General features: G+C 63.2%; 15 protein-coding genes and 1 tRNA gene. 9 read left to right on the plus strand and 7 right to left on the minus strand.

The genetic code is table 11. The features are described from left to right. Position 1: 1 nt before the first annotated feature. Entirely contained in the window at positions 2 to 949 is a 948-nt protein-coding gene (locus G7Y54_RS05685; RefSeq protein WP_165078315.1) for a DMT family transporter, read from the plus strand. On the opposite strand, the gene G7Y54_RS05690 is transcribed toward G7Y54_RS05685, so the two are convergent. The 6 genes from G7Y54_RS05690 to G7Y54_RS05715 form a co-directional block, all read right to left on the minus strand. Further along, positions 946 to 1,701: an SDR family oxidoreductase gene (locus tag G7Y54_RS05690; RefSeq protein WP_165078316.1), complete on the minus strand. Its 756-nt coding sequence runs from the start codon at positions 1,699 to 1,701 to the stop codon at positions 946 to 948. The two genes, G7Y54_RS05685 and G7Y54_RS05690, sit on opposite strands and share 4 nt — an antisense overlap. Positions 1,702 to 2,245: 544 nt before the next feature. Next, on the minus strand, positions 2,246 to 3,076 hold the full coding sequence (locus tag G7Y54_RS05695) for a sugar phosphate isomerase/epimerase family protein (RefSeq protein ID WP_165078317.1): 831 nt from the start codon (positions 3,074 to 3,076) through the stop codon (positions 2,246 to 2,248). Positions 3,077 to 3,079: 3 nt separating this feature from the next. Further along, positions 3,080 to 3,883: a DNA-3-methyladenine glycosylase 2 family protein gene (locus G7Y54_RS05700; RefSeq protein WP_165078318.1), complete on the minus strand. Its 804-nt coding sequence runs from the start codon at positions 3,881 to 3,883 to the stop codon at positions 3,080 to 3,082. Beyond that, entirely contained in the window at positions 3,880 to 4,944 is a 1,065-nt protein-coding gene (locus G7Y54_RS05705; RefSeq protein WP_165078319.1) for a DHH family phosphoesterase, read from the minus strand. Before G7Y54_RS05705 ends, G7Y54_RS05700 begins: the two co-directional genes overlap by 4 nt. Beyond that, a complete protein-coding gene (gene cbiR / locus G7Y54_RS05710) occupies positions 4,941 to 5,702 on the minus strand; it encodes a cobamide remodeling phosphodiesterase CbiR (RefSeq protein ID WP_206214906.1) in 762 nt (253 codons plus the stop codon). The genes G7Y54_RS05705 and cbiR overlap by 4 nt, the downstream gene beginning before the upstream one ends. 14 nt (positions 5,703 to 5,716) lie before the next feature. Further along, positions 5,717 to 8,659, minus strand: coding sequence for an insulinase family protein (locus tag G7Y54_RS05715; protein WP_165078320.1), 2,943 nt, complete (start codon positions 8,657 to 8,659; stop codon positions 5,717 to 5,719). Between the two features lie 202 nt (positions 8,660 to 8,861). Here G7Y54_RS05715 and aroC point away from each other — a divergent pair, with 202 nt between their 5' ends. From aroC to G7Y54_RS05750, 7 genes are all read left to right on the plus strand, one after another. Then, on the plus strand, positions 8,862 to 9,977 hold the full coding sequence (aroC, locus tag G7Y54_RS05720; RefSeq protein ID WP_165078321.1) for a chorismate synthase: 1,116 nt from the start codon (positions 8,862 to 8,864) through the stop codon (positions 9,975 to 9,977). A 28-nt stretch (positions 9,978 to 10,005) separates the two neighbouring features. Continuing rightward, a complete protein-coding gene (locus G7Y54_RS05725; RefSeq protein WP_165078392.1) occupies positions 10,006 to 12,318 on the plus strand; it encodes an ATP-dependent RecD-like DNA helicase in 2,313 nt (770 codons plus the stop codon). 76 nt (positions 12,319 to 12,394) lie between these two features. Then, positions 12,395 to 12,470: transfer RNA gene (locus G7Y54_RS05730), tRNA-Val, on the plus strand. Positions 12,471 to 12,632: 162 nt separating this feature from the next. Further along, complete coding sequence (locus G7Y54_RS05735) at positions 12,633 to 13,841, plus strand: integrase arm-type DNA-binding domain-containing protein (RefSeq protein WP_165078322.1); 1,209 nt, start codon at positions 12,633 to 12,635, stop codon at positions 13,839 to 13,841. 842 nt (positions 13,842 to 14,683) lie between these two features. Continuing rightward, positions 14,684 to 15,121, plus strand: coding sequence for a very short patch repair endonuclease (locus tag G7Y54_RS05740; RefSeq protein WP_165078323.1), 438 nt, complete (start codon positions 14,684 to 14,686; stop codon positions 15,119 to 15,121). Next, positions 15,118 to 16,323, plus strand: coding sequence for a DNA cytosine methyltransferase (locus tag G7Y54_RS05745; protein WP_165078324.1), 1,206 nt, complete (start codon positions 15,118 to 15,120; stop codon positions 16,321 to 16,323). The genes G7Y54_RS05740 and G7Y54_RS05745 overlap by 4 nt, the downstream gene beginning before the upstream one ends. After that, positions 16,323 to 16,928: an Eco29kI family restriction endonuclease gene (locus G7Y54_RS05750; RefSeq protein WP_165078325.1), complete on the plus strand. Its 606-nt coding sequence runs from the start codon at positions 16,323 to 16,325 to the stop codon at positions 16,926 to 16,928. Before G7Y54_RS05745 ends, G7Y54_RS05750 begins: the two co-directional genes overlap by 1 nt. A gap of 829 nt (positions 16,929 to 17,757) precedes the next feature. Here G7Y54_RS05750 and G7Y54_RS05755 read toward each other — a convergent pair. After that, the gene (locus G7Y54_RS05755) at positions 17,758 to 18,099 is read right to left on the minus strand and encodes a competence protein CoiA family protein (RefSeq protein WP_165078326.1); all 342 of its coding nucleotides are present in this window, start codon (positions 18,097 to 18,099) and stop codon (positions 17,758 to 17,760) included. 794 nt (positions 18,100 to 18,893) lie between these two features. Here G7Y54_RS05755 and G7Y54_RS05760 point away from each other — a divergent pair. Further along, positions 18,894 to 21,392, plus strand: coding sequence for a pyruvate formate lyase family protein (locus tag G7Y54_RS05760; RefSeq protein ID WP_165078327.1), 2,499 nt, complete (start codon positions 18,894 to 18,896; stop codon positions 21,390 to 21,392). Positions 21,393 to 21,453: the final 61 nt, after the last annotated feature.

A 21,453-nucleotide genomic window follows, 5' to 3' on the forward strand; every position in this document is an offset into this window, starting at 1 on the left:
CATGCCAGCCCCCGCGCCCCACACCACGCGAACCAGCGGCGCGCGCAGCGCCGGGAGCGCCGGGAATCTCTGGGGCTACGGCTTCGCCGCGCTGGCCGCCGCCTTTTACGGCACCAACCCGCTCTTCGCCGTGCCGCTCTATGCCAGCATGGACGCGGTCTCGGTACTGCTGTTCCGCTACCTGCTCGGCATCCCGCTGCTCGCGGCCATCATCGTGGGGCGCTCGCAAAGACTGTTGCCCCTGAGGCGGGAGCTCATGCCGCTGGCCGTTTCCGGCATTGTCATGGGCATCTCCTCGCTGGCGCTCTACGAGGCCTACCGCTTCATGAACGCGGGTGTCGCCTCCACCCTGCTCTTCATGTACCCGGTGTTGACCTCGCTGCTCATGACCCTGTTTTTCCACGAGAAATTCCGGCTCGTCACCGGCGTGTGCCTCGGGCTCACCGCGGCCGGGCTGTGCCTGCTCATGCAGCCGGGCGAGGGCGCGGACATCAATGTGACGGGCTTTGTGCTCATCTTCCTCTCGTCGCTGACCTACGCCGTCTATCTCGTCATGGTGAAGGTCTCGCGGGTGCTGGCGCTCGTGCCGCCGCTGCGCGCCCTGCTCTGGCAGCTCCTTTTCGGGGGGCTCGTGTTCGTGGCCGCGCTCCCGTTCGCCGGCGGCTTCCATACGCCGCAGACGCTCCTCGCGTGGACCAACCTCGCCTGCCTCGCCCTCTTCCCCACCGTGCTCTCGCTGCTCTTCACCCTCAGGGCCATCGCCCTTATCGGCCCCACGGCCACGGCCATCTTCGGCGCGCTGGAGCCGGTCACGGCGGTGAGCCTCTCCCTGCTCTTCCTGGGCGAGAGCATCAGCGGCCGCGAGATCTTCGGCGGCTGCCTCATCGTGGCCGCGACCCTGCTGGTGGTGGCCGGCGGGCGGGACAGGGCGGCGCGGGGCGGCTCCTAGAGCGAGGCCATGAAGCCCCCGTCCACAAAGAGCACCTGTCCGGTGATGAAATCGGCCGCCGGCGAGGCCAGGAAGGCGGCGGCGCTCCCAACCTCCTCCACCTCTCCCCAGCGCTTCGCCGGCGTGTGGCGCATGATGTAGGCGTTGAGCTCCGCGTCTTCCATGAGCGGCCTGTTCATGTCCGTGGCGATGAAGCCGGGTGCCACGCCGTTGACCTGGATATTGTACTGCGCCCATTCCGTGGCCAGCGCGCGCGTGAGCTGGCGCACGGCCCCCTTGGCCGCGGCATAGGGGGCGATGCCGGGCCGGGCGATCTCGCTCATGAGCGAGCAGAGATTGATGACCTTGCCCCCCTGCGCCCTGAGCAGGGGGAGGGCCGCGCGCGACACCCGGAAGACGCCGGTCACGTCCGTATCGAGCATGCGCTGCCAGAGCTCGTCCGGCATGTCCTCCACGGGCGCGCGCAGGTTGATGCCCGCGTTGTTGACGAGGATGTGGAGCGGCCCGGCGGCGCCGATGGTGGCGAGCGCCATGTCCACGCTCTCCTGCTTCGCCACGTCGCAGAGGACGCCGTTGACCCGGCGCTCGGGGAAATCGCGGCGCAAGGCCTCCACGGCGGCGTCGAGCCCCTCGCGGTGCACGCCCGAGAGCCAGATGTCCGCGCCCTGCCGGGCGAGGGCGCGCGCGATGCCGTGGCCGATGCCGCGGCTTGAGCCGGTGATGAAAGCGGTCTTGCCGTTCAGGGAAAACATGCGGCCTCCTTGTTCCCAAGACTCTTCCAAGTTTACCAAGCCGAAAGAAATCTTCCTCAAGTCCGTCTGGAGCGAAGCGGAAGACGGGTGCTGGTGCCGGAAGAATCCTAAAAAATAAGATTCTTAGGTTCCGGCGCGCTAGCCGTTGGCGAGTCTGCGAGCCTTGCGCCAGCCGTCGGCGAGCTTGCGAGCCATACGGATGGCGACAGCGGTTGTGTTGACTGGCTTTTGGGGTACCTAAGTGCTGTTTCCATCCGTAGCTTCCTGCGTCGCAACGGCTGGAGCACGGATAGCGACAGCGGCTGCGTTGTCTGGCTTTTAGGTAACTAATTGCTGTCTCCATCCGTAGCTTCCTTCGTCGCAACGGCTGGAGCAAGGAAGAAAAACAATTTCCGATGGGAGTGTACTTAAGTACTCGACCGAGGAAATTTTTTTCTGACGCAGCCGGAACCTAAGAGGCTGTTTTTGACGGATAATTTCGGCATTACACAGGGCGCACAGCCACGCAACCAACTCGCAGGCTGAGCAAACTTCTCTCCGGCCTCTACTCCCCGCGCAGGGCGGCCCGCGACAGCAGGGCGCGCAGCGTGGCGAGGCCGGCGCGGGCCTCGGCCTCGGGGTCGGGCCCGGGCACGGCCTCCATGCCGAGAAAGCCGTCATAGCCCGCCACCCCAAGGCACTCGGCGAGGCCCCCGAGCGCAAGGCAGCCGAGGCCCGGCACGGCGCGGGTATTGTCCACAAAATGCACATGGCCGATATGCCCGGCGGCGCGCGCGATGGCCGCGGCAAGGGACGATTCCTCGATGTGCATGTGGAACACGTCCGGCAGGATGCCGAGGTTCGCCGGGGCGCCGGCCCGTTCCCGCAAGGCGAGCGCCTCGGCGACCGTATGGATGGAGTCCATCTCATACCTGTTGATGGGCTCGAGGAGCACGCCCACGCCGAAAGTTTCGGCAAGGCCGCAATAGGCGGCGAGGCCCTCGGCCATGCACTTCAGGCTCTCCTCCCTGCCGCCCGGCACGTCCTTGTGCTGCCCGCGGAAAAAACCCACGATGGTTTTCGCGCCCAGCTCCGCGCACATGGCGAGGTGCCGGCGCGACAATTCCAGCAGGCGCGGGAGCTTACCGGGCCGGTTGAGAAAGAGCCCGGCGACCATGAGGTCGCCCTGCGCCGAGAGCATGGCCGCCTTGAGGCCGCTTTCGGCAAGGGCCTTGCGCGCCGCCGCCACGTCCGCCTCGGGCGGCTCGGGGAAGAAGAGGTCGATGCCGTCGAAGCCCAGGGCCGCGAGCTTCGCGCAGATGGGGCCGAGCGGCCCCGCGAACATGATCTGCGGCATCCTGCCCGGCCGGTCGGCCACGGAAATGCTTATGTTCATCCTTCACCCTTTGCGTTGTTGTGTCTTCGCGTTCCTGCCGCGGCTGTGCGCCTCACCCTTCCGCGCCCGGGCTTTCGCGGGCTTTTTCTTTTGCGCCGGGTCGCTGTAGTCCGGGCCGCCCGCGCCCCCGGCCAGCGCCCAGAGATAGAGGCTCGCCGCCGAGGCGCAGGGCGAATAGCGCTTCTTGCAGCGCGCCAGGAAGGCCGGCGTGAGCTCGCGCTTGTTATAGAGCATGCGCAGGCCCGTGCGGATGCCGAAATCGCCCACGCTCAGCACGTCCTTGCGGCCGAGGCAGAAGATCATGAGCATTTCCGCCGTCCACAGGCCCACCCCCGGGAGTTCGCACAGGGCCGCGCACAGGGATTCATCGTCGAGCGCGGCGAGCCCGGCGAGGTCCAGCTCGCCGCAGGCCGCGCGCCGCGCTATCTCGCGGATATAGCCGGCCTTGCGCCCGGAAAGGCCGCAGGCCCGTAAGGCTTCCGGCGGGGCGCAGGCGAGCCTTTCCGGCGTGAAACAGGGGAAGGCGTCGAGAAGGCGCCCCCAGACCGTCGCATGCGCGGCGCCTGAGATCTGCTGGCCGGCGATGGCATGGGCCAGCGCCATGAAGGGGTCGGGCAGGCGCTCCCGCTGAAGCGGCCCCAAAGCCGCCATGAGGCGACCGAGCGCGGGGTCGCGTTCGGCGAGATGGGCCCTGTCGGCCTCGGTGGGGCAAAAAACGCAGGCACCGGCAGCTTCGGCCGGGGCTTCCGAAACGGGCAGGGGTTCAGGCGCGGCAGGCGGGGTGACCGCTCCTCGCCGCCCCGTCATGCGCCGTCGCCCACAGGGCCGGGCCGCGCGGGGACGAGAGTGGCCGGCAGCGGGATGGGCGCGGTGCAGCGCGGGCGCACCTTGCGGGTCATGAGCCGCTTGAAGACGAAATCCGCGGGCTTCACGCCGTCGGGCACGGCGGCGAGGGGAAATTCGGCCCGGCCCATGTTGCGGTGGCCGCCGGCCGTGCCCACGTCATAGAAGCAGGCGTCGGCAAAGCGGCCGATGTCGCGGCTGCCGTCGCCGCGGAAGACCACGATGACCGTCTTGCCCACGATGCCGCTCACGGCGATCCACTTGAGGCCGTGGACGCGCGTGAAGAAATCCGCCACCGACACGAGCAGGTCCGCGCTCTTGATCTCGCCCAGCGCGGCATAGGCGCCGCCGCCCCGGCAATCGGTGAGGCTGCGGAAGGCGCGCGAGAAAAAGGGCAGCCACGCGCGCAAATATTCGCTGCGGCTGATGCGCCTCAGCAAATTGGCGTCCGCATGGTGGGAGAGCCACTGGTAGGCGCGCAGGTCCTCCTCGCCGCCCGAGCGCTCGAAGGCGCCGGTATCGGTGCGGATGCCGTAGAGCAGCGCCGTGGCGAGCAGCGGCCCGGGCCTGAGGCGCACGGCCTGGAGAAAGCGGGTCATCATGCTGCTGGTGGCGCCCACGCCGGGCCGGATGTCGCAAAAGGCGTCGGGCGTGAGCAGGCCGGCGAGGTCGGTCAGCGGGTGATGGTCGATGATCAGGCTGTAGATGAAGCCGGCGAAGGCCGGATGATGCGCGGGCTGCGAGTCCACCATGGCGAAACGGTCGAAGGAGGCCGCGCGCTCGGGCTGCCACGGCTTCACCGGGATGCGCAGGTAGCGCACCATGGCGAGATTGTCCGGCCGCGTGACCTCGTTCACGCGCATGATGTCGACGGAGTGCGTCTTGCGGTGCATGATGCGCTTGAGGGCCAGCGCCGAGGCCAGCGCGTCCGGGTCGGCATTGATGAGGACGCACCAGCGCTCTTCCTTGCACAGGGCTTGCCGCCACTGCCTGAAGCCCAGGATATGTTCGGGTATGGCTGTCATGCGCCCTCCTTCAGTGGCGCCGCGGGCCCCCGCGCGCTGGCCGCGGCCTCCCCGAGCCAGCGGAGGGAGGCGGCCGCGCCCTCCCAGTGGAAGACCTCGGCGAGGTGCACGGCCCCGGGCGAAAAACGCCGGAGCAGGCCGAGCGCCACGGCCCGCTGCGCCCGCGTGAACGCGGGAAGCGGCAGGTGCCTGTCCTCCCCGGGGGCCGGGCCCGGCGCGCTCCAGTGGACGAGCCGCGCCCGTTCGGGAAGCTCCGACGCGAGGAGCCGGCCCTGAACATATCCCAGCAGGTGCCCAACGTCCAGACAGACGCCAAGCCCCTCCCCGTCCAGAAACTCACCGCCGAGCTCGGTGAGCTCACAGCCGCGGATATTCTCGAGCAGCAGGGGGGGCGCGCCGGCGGCATGCCAGGGCGCGGCAAAGGCCGCGAGCAGCGCCCGAGCCTCCCGCACGTGCATGCCGACCGGGGGATGCAGCACGGCGAGATGCGGCGCGAGATACGCCAGGCGCGCAAGAACGGCCAGCGCGACTTCAGCGGCGGCGGCGCCGCCCCGCGCCCACGGGAGGTCAGCCGGGAGGTGCAGGTGCCAGCGCAAGGGGAGCGCCGCGAGCTCCGGCGGCAGGTCTGTGGCGGTATAGGCGAGGGTGCCGGCTGTTTCAAAGCAGCAGAGACCCACCTCCTCCACCCGGCCGGCGAGGAAGCGCGCGTTCTCCGCCACCGTTCCCGGGAGCACGAAGGACGGCGCGGCGAGCTTCATGGAACCGGGCCGCCCTAGAGCACCTGGCGGGTCATCCAGCCGGCCTCCTGGGCGGCGTTTTCCGCCTTCTGGCCGCCGAGCACGCAAATCTCGCCGGCTTCGGCCGCGGCTTCCAGCGTGTCGGCGAAGCGCACGAAATCCTCGGCCGTGGTGGCCAGCATCTCCTCGCGGGTGCGCTGGCGCAGCTCCTCGGTGTTGCCGGCGAGCCACGTGCCGAGGGCGCGGGCGCCGCGCGCGTCGGGCAAAAGGTAGGTGTCGAGGTCGCCCACGGCGCCCACGATGGCCTGGGTGAGTCGCCCGGAATCCGGCGCCGAGGCGCGCAAAAAGTCGGCGAGGCCGTCATAGGCCGTGAGGGTGCGCTCCACATTGGGGTCGCGGTAGGAGGCGCAGACGAGGGTGCCCCCCACGCGGTCGAGATTGCAGAAAACGCCGTAGGCGCCGCCGCGCACGCGCACCTCGTCCCACAGGCGCCCCATGCGCAGGTAGCGCAGGATGACGCTCGCCGAGCCGTGCCACTCATAGCCGAGGTCGTAGAGGTTGGCCGCCTTGCCCACATAGTTGACCTGCGCCGGCGTCAGCAGGGCCTCGGCCTGGGGCAGGCCCGTCATGGGCGCGAGGTGGCGGATGTCCATGATGTCCGGGTCGTCCGCGCTTTCCGCGGGCGCCCCGGGGAGGCGCGCGAGCAAGGGCGCGGCGGAGCGCTCGGCGAGGGCGAGGCCCTGGGCCTCGGCCGTGCAGTCGAAGATGACGCCCGCGCCGGTGACGATGCGCCGGCGCAGCTCCTCAAGGTCGGCGAGCACAGTTTCCGGCGCCTCCTCGAGGCGCCTGAGCAGCGCCCGCACGGACTCCAGATAGGTGAGGCCGGCGAGCTGCTCGGAAAGCGCGCCCTCGCCGGTGTAGCGGGCGCGCAGCCGCGCCCCCACCGTGGCGTGCCCGGCGGCCTGGATGCCGTATTCCAGCCGCGCCTTTTCCTCGAGCAGCATCTGCCCCAGGCGCTCGCGCAGCATGGCCGGGTCGCGCGCGGGCTCGAGCAGGATTTCCTCCATGATGGCGAAAAGGTCGGGTATCTTGTCGTACACGGCCTTGCCGGAGAGCGCCACATGGCAGAAGGTCTCGCGGCTGCCGAGCCGGAGGCCCGTGAGCGGCGTGGCGCCGACGCCGCCGGTCTTGGCGGCCATGTGCGCGCCCAGCGCGGCCATGTCGCGCCGGGCCGTGCCCGTCTCGGTGAGGGCGCGGCAGAAGAGCGGCAGGAGCGGCAGGAGCCGCTCGGGGAGCCGCGTCACCGGCAAGAGCAGGCTCGCATAGGCGATGCCCGAGGTGGGGAGCTCGTGGCTGAGCGCCGTCTGGGGGATGTGCCGCTCCGCAAGGGGGAGGGGCATGTTGCGGGGCGGCAGGTCGGAAAGGCCCAGGGCCGGGATGGTGGCCAGCGCCTCGGGGCTGTCCGGCGCGGCCTGGGCTTCCTCAAGATGGCGCGTCTCCGCCTCCAGGCGCTCGCGGGCCTCGGGCGAGGACGCGGCGCGCAGGGCCTCGAGGCGGGCGGCCTCGGCCGCCAGGCGCTCGTCACCGAGGCTGGTGTCCGGCAGGAGCACCACATGCGCGCGGTGCGGATTGTCGAGGAAATTGCGGCGCAGGGCCTCCTCGAAGACCGGCTCGCCCGCGGCGATGCGGGCCTTGATGGCTTGAAGCGGCACCTCCCAGGCGAGCGGCGCCAAGGGGTCGCCGTCATAGAGCCATGTGGAGAGCGACTGGATCATGGCGGCCAGCCCGCGCGGGAAGCGGCCGGAATTGTTCTCCCGGTAGGCGAATTCCACGCTATTGACCGCGGCGTCCACGGCCTCCCGCGGGATGCCGTTTTCGGCGAGCCCGCGCAGGGTGTCGAGGATGAGGGCCTCGGCGCGGGGCACGTCCTCCAGCGCCACGCCCTTGAGGCCCGTGGAGTAATACATCTGGCGCAGGTCGGTCTCGAGGCCGCAGCCCGTGGTGTCCTCCCCGAGGCCCGAGCTGATGAGCGCGAGGCGGAGCGGCGAGCCGGGCAGGCCCTCGAGGATGTGCTCCAGCATCTCCATGAGCAGGGCTTCGTGAACGTCCCCGCGCTCGCCCAGGAGCCAGTTGATGGTGAAGAGCGCGCGCGTCTCGCCCGGGCCGGCCGCATAGGGCACTTCCACCCGGCGCGGCGCCGCAAGGCGCTTTTGCAGGGGCACGGCCTCGTCAGCCGGCTCGGGGCGGCGGCTCGCAAGGCGCTTGAGCTCCGCGTCGATGCGCGCAAGGCGCGCGTCCTCCGGGTCGTCGCCCCAGAAAAAGAAACGCGCGTTGCCCGGCTGGTAGTGGCGGCGGTGGAATTCCTTGAAGGCGGCATACGCGAGGTCCGGGATGCGTTCCGGGTCGCCGCCGGAGTCGAGGCTGTAGAGCGTGTCGGGAAAGACCGCCTGCTGGCTCTTTTCGGCGAGCACGGAATCGGGCGAGGAATAGGCGCCCTTCATCTCGTTGTAGACCACGCCCTTGTATGTCCAGGGCGCGTCGCCCGGGGCGGCCTCCACGTGCCAGCCCTCTTGGCGGAAGATGTCCTCGCTGATGCGTGGATGGAACACCGCGTCGAGGTAGACGTCGATGAGGTTGTAAAAATCCCGCAAGTTGGCGCTGGCCACCGGGTAGCAGGTCTTGTCCGGGAAGGTGAAGGCGTTGAGGAAGGTCTGGAGCGAGCCCTTGAGCAGCTCCACGAAGGGCTCCTTCACCGGGTAGCGCTCCGAGCCGCAGAGCACGGAATGCTCGAGGATGTGGGCCACGCCCGTGGAATCCGCGGGCGGCGTGCGGAAGCTGACCCCGAAGCACTTGTTCTCGTCCTTATTGACGATGGAGAGCAGTTCGGCCCCCGTGGCGTCGTGCCGCCAGAGCCGCGCCGTGCCTCCCACTTCGGGGAGCTCCCTTTCCTCCGCCAGGCTGAAACCGTGCCGCTCCATGGGCCGTCCTCCCGCTTGCATGCGCCGCCGGAACGCCCCGGCGCCAAGGCAGACTATAGGCATCGGGCGGCCTTTTGCAAGTGCCGGCGCCCTCCGGGCCGGGACGGCTTGTCAGGGGGCGCCCCCCTCTTCTATACTCGGGGCGCCGCAGCCCCGGCAGGTGAGGGGCGCGGCCCCCACTCCTCCAGACAGGACGTGTGCCATGGCGGGCAACACTTTCGGGCGCGTGCTGCGCCTGACCACCTTCGGCGAATCCCACGGCCCGGGCCTCGGCGGCGTGCTCGACGGCTGCCCGGCCGGGCTTGCCTTGAGCGAGGCCGACCTCCAGGCCGAGCTCGACCTTCGGCGCCCCGGGCAGGGGCCGGCCTCCACCAAGAGGAAGGAGCCGGACACCGTGCGCCTGCTCTCCGGCGTCTTCGAGGGGCGGACCACGGGTACGCCCATCGCCTTCTACATCGCCAACGAGGACCAGCGCTCGCGCGATTATGGCAACCTCGCCACGCTTTTCCGGCCCGGCCATGCGGACTGGAGCTATCACCAGAAATATGGCGGCATCCGCGACTATCGGGGCGGCGGGCGATCCTCGGGGCGCGAAACAGCGGCGCGCGTGGCCGGCGGCGCCATCGCCCGCAAGCTGCTGGCCGTGGCCTGCGGCACGGTCATCCGGGCTGCCTGCGTGGAGCTTGGCGGCATCGCCGTGCCCGAGGCCGAGATCGACATGAAGGACGCGGTGGCCAGGCCCTATTTCGCGGCCTCCGAGAGGGCGCCCGCGCTCTGGGACGCGGCCGTGGCCGAGGCCCGCGCGGGGGGCGACACCCTGGGCGGCATCGTGCGCATCGTGGCCGAGCAGGTGCCCGCGGGCCTCGGCGAGCCGGTCTTCGACCGGCTGGACGCCACGCTCGCCCATGCGCTCATGAGCGTGGGCGCGGTCAAGGGCGTGGAGGTGGGCGACGGCTTCGCCGCGGCCCGAAAGCGCGGCTCGGCCAACAACGACGCCCTCTTCCCGGCGGAAGGCCCGGGCGCCTGCGGGCACGCACCCCGCGCCCGCTTCGGCAGCAACCACGCGGGCGGCATCCTGGGCGGCATTTCCAGCGGGCAGGACATCATCCTCCAGGCGGCGGTCAAGCCCATCGCCTCCATCGCGCGGGAGCAGGCCACCGTGGACAGGGAGGGCCGGGCGACAAGCGTCACCGTGGGCGGCCGCCACGACCTCGCCGCCATCCCGCGCATCGTGCCCGTGCTCGCGGCCATGACCGCCCTCGCCCTTGCGGACGCATACCTGCTCCAGCGGCGCATGGCGGCCGGGGAGCGGCTGTGAGCCCGCGCCCCTCCCCGGAGCGCGCTTGATGTCCGCCGGCCGGGAACTCCCCCTCTTGCGCGACGCCGACGCCGTGGAGCTTTCCGGCACGGTGGAGCGCATCGTCTTTCATAACGAAGACAACGGCTTCACCGTGCTCAGGCTCATGCCGGACGCGGACGCGGGGGGGGAGGCCGGAGCCTCCCGCCGGCCGGTGCCCCGCAGCCAGCGCGAGCCCGTGGCCTTGGTGGGCCACATGACCCTGCCCAAGGCCGGGAGCCGCCTGCGCGTGCGCGGCCGCTGGACCACCAATCCGCGCTTCGGGCGCCAGGTGGAGTTCACCGACGTGGAGGAATTGTTGCCGGCCACGGCCGAGGGCATCCGCCTCTACCTGTCCTCCGGGCTCATCAAGGGCGTGGGCGAGGAGATGGCCGGCCGCATCGTGGACAAGTTCGGCACCGAGGCCCTGCGCGTTCTGGACGAGGAGCCGCAGCGCCTGCTCGGCGTGCGCGGCCTCGGCCCCAAGACGCTGCAGCGCATCCGCGAATCCTGGACGCGGCACCGGGGCGTGCGCGACCTTTTGCTCTTCCTCCAGCCGCACGGCATCACGCCGGCCATGGGCATCCGCATCCACCGCGCCTATGGCGAGCACGCGCTCGAGATCGTGCGCGAAAATCCCTACCGCCTCGCCATGGACATCCACGGCGTGGGCTTCCTCACGGCCGACGCCATCGCCGCCAAGCTCGGCTTCGCGCCGGACAGCCCACTGCGCGTGCAGGCGGCCTGCCTCTATACCCTGCAAAAAGCCGCGGAGGAGGGCCACGTCTATTTGCCCGAGGCGCGCCTCGCCGAGGAGGTGGCGAAGCAGGTGGGGGCCCCGCCCGAGGCCGTGCTGGACGCGCTGGAGGCGCTGGAGCGCGACGAGCGCCTGGTGCGCGAGGATTTTTCGCAGGAGGAAGGCGCGCCCGGCGAGGCGCAGGACGCCGCGGAAACAGGCACGGGCGAGAATGTGGGCGTCTATCTCGGCCGCTACCACCATTGCGAGGCCAAGACCGCCTACTATCTGCAGCGGCTGCTGCATTCGCCCAAGGCCGTGCGCCTGCCCGAGCCCGAGGCGCAGGCGGCGCGCGTTGCCTCGGAGCTCCCCATCGAGCTCGCGCCCGAGCAGCTCGCCGCCGTCACCGCCGCGGCCAGGAGCAAGGTGCTCGTCATCACCGGCGGCCCGGGCACCGGCAAGACCACCATCATCAACGCCATCATCAAGCTCTTCGAGACCGCACGGGCGCGCATCCTCCTCGCCGCGCCCACGGGCCGCGCGGCCAAGCGCATGGCCGAGACCTCGGGCCGCGAGGCCAAGACCATCCACCGCCTGCTGGAATACAGCCCGCGCGAGGACGGCTTCGCCCGCAACGAGGACAATCCCCTCGCCTGCGGACTGCTCGTGGTGGACGAGGCCTCCATGATGGACTGCCTGCTCTTCTACCACCTGCTCAAGGCCGTGCCGCTGGGCGCCACGCTCGTGCTGGTGGGCGATGTGCACCAGCTCCCCTCCGTGGGGCCGGGCAATGTGCTCGGCGATGTCATCGCCTCGCGGGCCGCGCCCGTGGCCGAACTCACCGAGATCTTCCGCCAGTCGGCCGAGAGCGAGATCATCTTGAACGCGCACAGCATCAACCGCGGCGAGGTGCCCCTTTTGGAGTCGAGCCGCGAGCGGCTGTCGGATTTCTACTTCATCCGCCAGGACGACCCGGAGCGCGCGGCGGCCCTCATGGTGGAGCTGGTCACGCGCCACATCCCGCGCCGCTTCGGGCTCGACCCGGTGGACGACGTGCAGGTGCTGACGCCCATGCACAAGGGAGCCGTGGGCGCGGGCCGCATGAACGCCCTCTTGCAGGAGGCGCTCAACCCCAACGGCCTCGAGGTGCGCCGCGGCGACCGCGCTTTCAGGCTACATGACAAGGTCATGCAGGTGCGCAACAACTATGAGAAGGACGTGTTCAACGGCGACATGGGCCGCATCACCCACATGGACCCGCGCGAGCGCACCCTGGGCGTCACCTTTGACGGCCGCGTGGTGCCCTATGACTTCGACGAGCTGGACGAGCTCGCGCCGGCCTACGCCATCTCCATCCACAAGTCGCAGGGCTCGGAATACCCGGCCGTGGTCATCCCGCTCATGATGCAGCACTATGTGCTCCTGCAGCGCAACCTCGTCTATACGGGCGTCACGCGCGGCAAAAAGCTCGTCATCCTCGTGGGCGAACCGCGCGCGCTGCATATGGCCGTCAAGAACAACAAGACCCACCGGCGCTTCACGCGCCTCGCCCAGCGCCTCGCCGGGGCCGACGGCCCCGCGCATTGACACGGCCCCGCCTCCCGCATAGGCTCCCGCATGCGGTTTCCGACCCGCCGCTGCCCGCGGCGGCCGGCGACTTTCCGGGCAGTTAGCTCAGCTGGCGGAGCATCGCCCTTACAAGGCGAGGGCCACAGGTTCAAATCCTGTACTGCCCACCAAGTTTTGAAACGAAGAAGTCCCGCAAGGTGTGAGAAGCCTTGCGGGACTTTGATTTTTTCAGGATGTGTCGTCCAACGAGGTCGCTTGGTGTGGGTTGACATCCACCACTTTCGGGGGCAATTCTGGGGGCAATATGACCTTTCAACGAAGAGGTTGCCCCCATGCCGCTCACCGATACCGCCATCCGTACAGCCAAGCCGCAAACCAAGACCGTCAGGATGTTTGACGGCGGCGGTCTGTATTTGGAACTTGCCCCCAGCGGCGGGAAGTGGTGGCGGTTAAAGTACCGGGTGGAGGGTAAGGAGAAGCGCATCTCCCTCGGCACCTATCCCACCATTGGTCTGAAAGAAGCCCGGCTGCGACGGGACGACGCCAAGAGGCTGCTCGCCAACGGCATCGACCCCAGCGCCCAACGGCAGGCCACGAAGGCCAGTATCCAGAGCAAGCGGGCCGACTCCTTTGAAGCCGTTAGCCGCGAATGGTTCGCCAAACATGTGAACCAGCTTGCGCCAAGCTATGGAAAAAAAGTCCGCTCGCTGTTTGAAAAAAAGGTTTTCCCCGTCTTTGGCGGCAAGCACATTGCCGAGGTCGAACCGTCCGACATTCTCATGGCGGCGCGTCATGTGGAGGAAAGCGGGGCCTTGGAAACCGCGCACAGGCTCGTCCAGTTGTGCGGCCAGCTCCTGCGCTATGGCATCGCCACCGGGCGCTGCAAGTATGACATCACTCAGGGTTTGCATGGCGCGCTCCCGAAGGTGAGCGTCCGGCACATGTCGACAATTACCGACAGAAAGCGCGTCGGCGAGCTGCTTCGGGCCATTGACGCCTATGGCGGTTTTTTGCCCGTCAAGTCAGCGCTACGGCTGGCGCCGCTGCTCTTCGTGCGGCCGGGTGAGCTGCGCGCGGCCGAGTGGTCGGAAATCGACTTTGATAACGCGGAGTGGCGGATCCCAGCTTCCAAGATGAAGATGAAGCAGCGTCATATCGTGCCGCTGGCGCGCCAGAGCCTGGCGATCCTGAACGAGCTTTCCGTCTATACCGGGCACGGGCGCTTCCTCTTTCCCTCCATGCGTACCGACACAAAGCCTATCTCTCTGGAGTCCCTCGTGGTGGCCCTGCGCGCCATGGGCTTCGGCAAGGAGGAAATCGTGCCCCACGGCTTTCGGAGCATGGCTTCGACTCTGCTGAACGAACTGGGCTATAATCGGGACTGGATAGAACGCCAGCTTGCCCACGCGGAAAGGAATCACGTCCGCGCGGCATATAATCACGCCGAGTTTCTGCCAGAGCGCCGCCGCATGATGCAGGAATGGGCCGACTTTTTGGACGAGGTACGCGGCAATGTTTCTATGGCTTTGCCGCGTAGCTAACAGCACTTCCGCATAGCGGGCCTCCAGGTTCTCCCCTATGCGCCCCCCCCCTTCTTCCCGAAAAATATGAGGGCTTTTTCTCGCTGAGCTACCGGCGATTCTGACCAACCGTTTTGGAAAGTTCTTTGACCATTTTGGGCGTTTCTTCGATTCAGCAACGGGAGATTTCTTCCGCCTCATCCCACGCTTCCTGAGCCACACGCTTCAGCTTTTCTTATTGACAAAGGGCAGCGTTTCCCAGACACACCAGCCCCCATTCCGCCATATGAAATTCCACATTTCCCCAAGAATATCCCAAGGTTTTCTCGGAAGATTCCCCTCATTTTGAGGGACGTGCGCTCCCACTTTTTGACCCGCCCTCGGTGCCGGTTACGTTGGGGGTTCTTCGTGGCAAGATGACACAAGTGCTACTTGTGTCATCTTGCCAAAGGGGCAAAGCCCCTCTGGACACCCCCAGGCTGCTCGGCGCTTCGCTTCTCGCACCAGAAACGACAGGAGCCCTTGAATCGATATAGCAACCGGCATTAACTGGTCACAAACTCGTCCCGGTTGTGTCTGGGGCATTCGTGGGATCAGGGGCTGCCGTGCAGTGTGCCAAACCTAAAACACTGGAAGAGGATGGAATTTGCCGATGGGGTCAACTGTCATCTCGGCTTACTGAAAATCGTTAAATCGTTAAGGAAAAAAGCGGGATTCCTTGGTGGCATTCACTTATTCGAAGATTCTCAAAAAAAATTCAGCCGGAATTTCAAATGGTTATAAGCAATTCCCATTGAAAGTGTGAATCTCCCCCGAAATTAGGTATATTGTGGCGAGTTCCAGTTCGGTGTATAAATTTTGGGATGGATTCAATCAGTCAAGAAAAGCGCAGTTGGGTTATGGCCCAAGTAAAAGGGCGGGACACAAAGCCTGAAAAAGTTGTGCGTTCTCTTCTGCATAGTATGGGCTGCCGGTTTAGGCTCCAGAGGAAAGACCTTCCGGGTAAACCCGACATTGTGTTACCAAAATATCGGACCGCGATTTTCGTACATGGATGCTATTGGCATCGACACAACTGCCCCAATGGCCAACGGTGTCCCAAATCGCGGCTTGATTTTTGGCTTCCAAAACTTGAAGGGAACCGAGAGCGCGACATAAAGAATCAAGCTTTATTGCGTGCGCAGGGTTGGAATGTACTGGTTATTTGGGAATGTCAACTCGGGGATATAAACGCATTACAAGAGAATGTCCGCGCCTTCTTAAACGATGTTGCACGGGATAACCACGGGATACACCGATGAAATCTGTGGAGCTGTTTGCCGGAGCCGGAGGATTGGCTTTAGGGGTATCCCTTGCCGGATTTATACCCGATGTAGTGATAGAATGGGATAAGTGGGCGTGTGATACAATTCGCGAGAATCAGAGACGGCAAAACCCACTGGTGGATGATTGGTCATTACACGAACAGGACGTGCGCCTGTTTAATTTTTCCACCATCAAGGGCGTTGACCTTGTGGCCGGTGGGCCACCTTGCCAGCCATTTTCCCTTGGCGGCAAGCATAAAGCTTATTCTGATAAACGGGATATGTTTCCCACTGCTATTGCTACTGTTCGCAAACTGCAACCAAGGGCGTTTCTTTTTGAAAATGTTAAAGGTCTTACTCGATCAACTTTTACGAACTATCTGCAATATACCATCCTACAGTTGACTTATCCAGAACTTATTCGCTCTCCTACAGAAAGTTGGTTGGAACATCTTGCGCGACTAGAAAAAGAAAAGACATCAGGAAAAATCCAAGGGCTCACTTATGATGTGGTCTGCCGTGTGGTAAATGCCGCTGATTATGGTATTCCCCAACGGCGAGAGCGAGTATTCATCGTAGGCTTCCGGCACGACTTGAACGTTCGCTGGTCCTTCCCTAAAGCTACGCATTCATTGGACGCATTGCTTCATGCCCAATGGGTAAGCGGTGAATACTGGGAGCGCCACGAAGTAAGCCGTAAAATGAGTAGCGCCATGGATGCCAAAAGTAAGTATCGCCTTGACAGGTTGCGCGGCATGGATGCCACCGCCGTGGATAAGCCTTGGCTTACGGTGCGCGATGCTTTGCAAGGTTTGCCCGACCCTCAAGATAGAAAAGCCGCCTCGTTACACAGCAATCATAGTTTTCAACCCGGGGCTCGTGTTTATGCGGGGCATACCGGGAGTCCACTAGATTTACCCGCAAAAACGCTCAAAGCCGGTGACCACGGTGTACCAGGCGGCGAAAATATGCTTGTGAAGCCTACCGGAGAAGTTCGCTATTTTACGGTTCGAGAGTCCGCTCGCTTGCAAACATTTCCCGATACTTACGTTTTTCACGGATCTTGGACCGAAACCATGCGCCAGCTTGGCAATGCGGTTCCCGTCGCTTTGGCCCGAATCATGGCTGGTAGCATCGCGGAAAAGTTGATTGAGGCCGAAACAAAACAACTCATAGCCAAAATGAAGCGTATCGCCTGATGGATATAAAACCATACAATCCCCTGGATAAAATGAACCTTGGCGGCAGCGTTGCGGACGCCATGTTGGAAAGCCCTGTTCACCCGTTGGGCGGACTGGAGTTTTTTAATGGTGCCGGTATCTACGCCATTTACTATACAGGTGACTTCGAAGCGTATAGGCCCTTGGTCGCAAAGAATATAGACGGCAAGTTCCAAGCCCCCATCTATGTGGGCAAAGCTGTGCCACCTGGTGCCCGAAAGGGAAATTTCGGCTTAGATTCCACACCAAGCCCCGCTTTATACAAGCGTTTGCAGGAACATGCCGAAAGTGTACAGGCAGCCGAGAACTTAAAAATAGAGGATTTTTATTGTCGTTTTTTGGTTGTGGATGATATTTGGATTCCTTTGGGTGAATCTTTGCTCATTGCCAAATTTGCGCCAATCTGGAATAAACTTATTGACGGCTTTGGTAATCATGATCCCGGAAGCGGTCGTTACCAGCAGATGCGGTCAAAGTGGGATACCCTACATCCTGGTAGAGTATGGGCAACAAAATGTATGTCGCGAAACGACACTGATGTCCAAATTTGTACTGAGCTGAAATCCTACTTAAAAACATGTTAAGTCTTTTTCCGATGATTATATCTGGTGGTCAATGACGAAAAGCCATCTATTCTTTTTACTGTCCATCCTACGCTGAGGGAACATTAATGGTTAGGACATATATATCTGCGTAATTTTCTGGAACGAATGACACAATGCGAGATATTTTTATCTTTCCAATAAGCAAATAGGATGCATCGGACCGTTTTCCAGGTTCGCATGGCATTTCGGAGAACCGGTGACACCTGAATACTCAACGACACCATGCACGCCATCAGGTATCGTTTTCGATGGCCAGAATATGCTCCTTACATAACCTTCCATATATGGAGAATGTTTGGGCTAGCTTCAGTAAAGTAAACAGATATGTAAAGTAATCAAGTAATGTATTTATATTTTACCACCACCTCCTACAAGAATCTTGCCATAGTAGACATCGTGGGAGTGTATAATGTTTTGTGCTGAATGGTACCCTTAGCTTCTGATTAAAGTCATTAGCAATATTAATAAGTCCGTGAGGATATTTAACTATTTCCTTTCTATCTTTGAGTCTTTTATTATATCCACCAACCGTCATATACTCCCCATAACAATTATAAAACTCATCATAATGAATATGCCGCAACACCTTTTCAAAATGGATTGGAATGACACTCGCACCGTTTCCCGACCAAACATATAATCGGCCAAAAGATAACGCATGGAAAAATTCCATCCATTTTGGAATCCTAGCTACTTCTTTACCACCATCCGAAAAAATTTTTAATTTTTCTAATGAAGGGATAATCCTTAAAACGCTTAGTCCATTTCTATATCGCTCAATTGTTCTATCAGCTACATATTTGAGCGTTCAGTTACTTTTTTGAATTTCAATAGCTACTTGATATTCATTAATAACAGCATATACATCGGAGATAATATTATTTATTTTCTTTTCCAGCTCACAATATGTACAGTTTTCATTCCTAATGAGAGATTCATATATTTCTTTTTTAGCTCTATAATGAAGTTCCGACTCTCCCCGACCGTCTTGACAAGTCACCGGTGGTCGGTGGGCAAAGTGGTGTGCTCGAATCGGACCCTTTCTAAGTACTACTTCTTTCATGCAGCCTTTGCAAAAAAATGGGCCTTCATTTTTCTCTGTAACCCATGCATAACAATTTATGCCAGTTAGAGATAATGCGGTTAGCATTTTTTCCTTCCCAATTATTGATATTCAAACCTATCATGCATAGGTTCCATTAATTCCTCTTTTAATTTCCTTCGTTAATATAATATTCTTTATCGATTGACAATATTAAATAATTTTTTCCATGAGACACCTATGATTTATTGCCACAAAGCTAAGATCATGACAATTTGACTTTATCAACCATTTTTTAGACATTTCCCAGTGTGGAAGCAATTGGGCAAAATATCGGGGCAAATTTGTGGGCAGCCATTGTCGATAAAAAATTTTTAATAATTCATTCCAGTATATTAAAGTATATATTCAAGCCCTGTACTGCCACCAGGTTTGAAAACAAGGAAGTCCCGCAAGGTGTGAAAAGCCTTGCGGGACTTTGCTGTTTCCCGTGAGCCTATCTCTGGCGCTACTGTTTCAGAGTGCGTGACGGCCATGTGGGACTTCGGGCCGGGGGAGAAAGCCCTGCCCCGCCGATGCCACCTGGGGTGCCCCGCTCCGGCCCTGCGCGGGGCGGCCGCCGGGTCGGCAAGCCCGGCGGCCGCCTGGCGTGGCGGACGGCACCGGGCGCCACCTCTGCCCCCAGTGAGGCGCGGGCCTCCCCTTGGCATAAACAAAATTGTCCTGAATCCGTACACTTTTGTTTTTTATTCGTCACTTTTTGCGGAGGAGCCGTACAAAACCATTATAACACATTGAAATTCAATGGCAACAGTCGTGGCATGGTCTTTGTAATATGCGGGGGAAAATTGCCAATGCCGGGGCGCGTCCCCGGGCATCCATACTCGCAAAGGAGGTACGCCATGCTTGACGCAGGTTGTTGCTGCACCCCGCAGGAAGAATGGATCGAGAACGCGGCCAAGGGAAAGCCCAGCCCGTTCAAGGAATCGCAGCCCCGTGTCATCGGCATGCTGGAGGAATTCGACTGCACGCCGCCGGTCATTGACGTGGAGCGCGCGCGCTATTTCACCGAATCCATGCGCGAGACCGAGGGCGAGCACCTCACCCTGCGCTGGGGCAAGGCGCTTCTGCATGTGGCCCAAAACATCCCGGTCTATATCGAGGACAAGCAGCTCATCGTCGGCCGCCTCGGGCGCGACAATTGCCGCTACGGCATCCTCTACCCCGAGCTGGACGGCGATTTTTACGAGACCGTCCTGGACGACTTCTCCAAGCGCGAGAACCCGCCCATCAAGGTCATGAAGGAGGACTTCGACGTCATCCTCAATGACATCGGCTCCTACTGGAACGGCAAGACCTATCACCACGGCCTGTTCACCGCCATGCCCGACCGCTGCCGCCACCTCTCCTACAGCGACCGCGAGGGCCTGAAGCCGCGCTATGTGGTGGCCGAGTCCTCCTCGCTGCGTTCGAGCCTCCAGTGGGTGCTCGATTTCGACAAGGTGCTGAAAAAGGGCTTCCGCGCCATCCAGGACGAGGCGAAAGAGCAGCTCGCCGCTCTCGACCCCAACGACCCGGACAATATCCTCAACAAGATCCCCTTCCTTGAGGGCGTCATCCTGGCCTTGGAGGGCGTCATCACCTTTGCCAGGCGCCACGCGCAGCTCGCGCGCGAAAAGGCCGCCACGGAGAAGGACCCCGCGCGCAAGGCCGAGCTTCTCGCCATCGCCGAGCGCTGCGAACGCGTGCCGGAATTTCCGGCGCGCAACTTCCACGAGGCCGTGCAGGCGCACTGGTTCGCCCAGGCCTTCTCGCGCCTCGAGCAGCGCACGGGCTGCATCATCTCCAACGGCCGCATGGACCAGCAGCTCATCGACTTCTACCGCAAGGACATGGCCGACGGCACCCTCACCGAGGAAAAGGCCCTCGAGCTCCTGGGCTGCCTGTGGTGCCAGATGGCCCAGTTCATCGAGCTGCCGCTCTCGCCCGGCGTCATGGACACCCAGGCCGGCTTCGCCCACTGGGAGGCCGTGACCATCGGCGGCCAGACCCCGGACGGCCAGGACGCCACCAACGAGCTCACCTACCTTATGCTGCGCTCCAAGCGGGAATTCCCCACCCATTACCCGGATCTCGCCGCGCGCGTGCACACCCGCTCGCCCAAGCGCTATCTCTGGGACATCGCCGAGACCATCAAGCAGGGCCAGGGCTATCCCAAGGTGGTCAACGACGAGGAGCTCATCCCCCGCCTGCTCGCCAAGGGCGCGCCCGTGAGCGACGTGTACGACTATGTGGTGAGCGGCTGCAACGAGACGCGGCTCATCAACCGCGAGACCTACATGAGCCCCGGCACCCAGGTGAACCTCTGCGCCGCGCTGGAGCTCACCCTGCGCAACGGGCGCCTCAAGAAGTTCGGCGACGAGGTGTTCACCTTCGAGAGCGGCGACCCGCTGAAGTTCGCCACCTTTGAGGAGTTCTACAAGGCCTTCGAGGCCCAGTTGCAGAACCTCATCGTGGGCGCCTTCCTGCTGCAGGACACCATCCACCACACGCGGGCCAAGTATTTCGCGAGCCCGCTGGCCTCGGGCCTGCACGACCTGTGCATGAAGTCCTGCCTCGACCTCAACAGCGACCAGTCGCCCGAGGGCGCCTTTGACCTCGCCTTCTTCGACGCCATCGGCTTCGGCACCCTCGTCGACTCGCTCTCGGTCATCAAGAAACTCGTCTACGAGGATAAGAGCATCCTCATGAGCGAGCTCATCAAGGCCATGGACGACAATTTCGAGCACAGCGCGCCGCTGCAGGCCATACTCTCACGCGCGCCCCGTTTCGGCAACGGCGACGACTATGCCGACAACCTCTACAAGCGGGTGGAGAAGAGCATCCTCGACTTCACGGCCCGCTATGCGGACAAGAACGGCGTGCAGCCCATCGAGGTGCGCACCACCTCGGTCACGGCCAACGTGCCGCACGGCAAGTTCGTGAGCGCCATGCCCAACGGCCGCAAGGACTGGATGCCCCTTTCCGACGGCAGCTCGCCCTCGCACGGCTCGGACGTGAGCGGCCCCACGGCCGTGCTGCTCTCGCAGTACAAGAGCACCAACTGGAACGCGCCCAACCGCGCCTGCCGCCTCCTGAACATGAAGCTCGCCCCCAAGACCGTGGAGGGCGACGAGGGCACGCAAAAGCTGGTGGATCTTTTGCGCAGCTTCATCGACCTGCGCGTGTGGCACCTGCAGATGAACATCATCAACCGCGAGACCATGATCGCCGCCCAGAAGGACCCGCACAAGTACCGCAACCTCGTGGTCCGCATCGCGGGCTACAGCGCCTACTTCGTGGACCTGAACACCGATTTGCAGAACGACCTCATCGACCGCACCGAGCAGGCCAGCTGCTGAGCGGCAGGCATCCCGGGGGCGCCCATGGGCGCCCCCGCACATAAAAAACCAGCGAGAGTGC

Source organism: Desulfovibrio sp. ZJ746, from assembly GCF_011039155.1.
In the GTDB taxonomy this organism is placed as follows: domain Bacteria; phylum Desulfobacterota; class Desulfovibrionia; order Desulfovibrionales; family Desulfovibrionaceae; genus Desulfovibrio.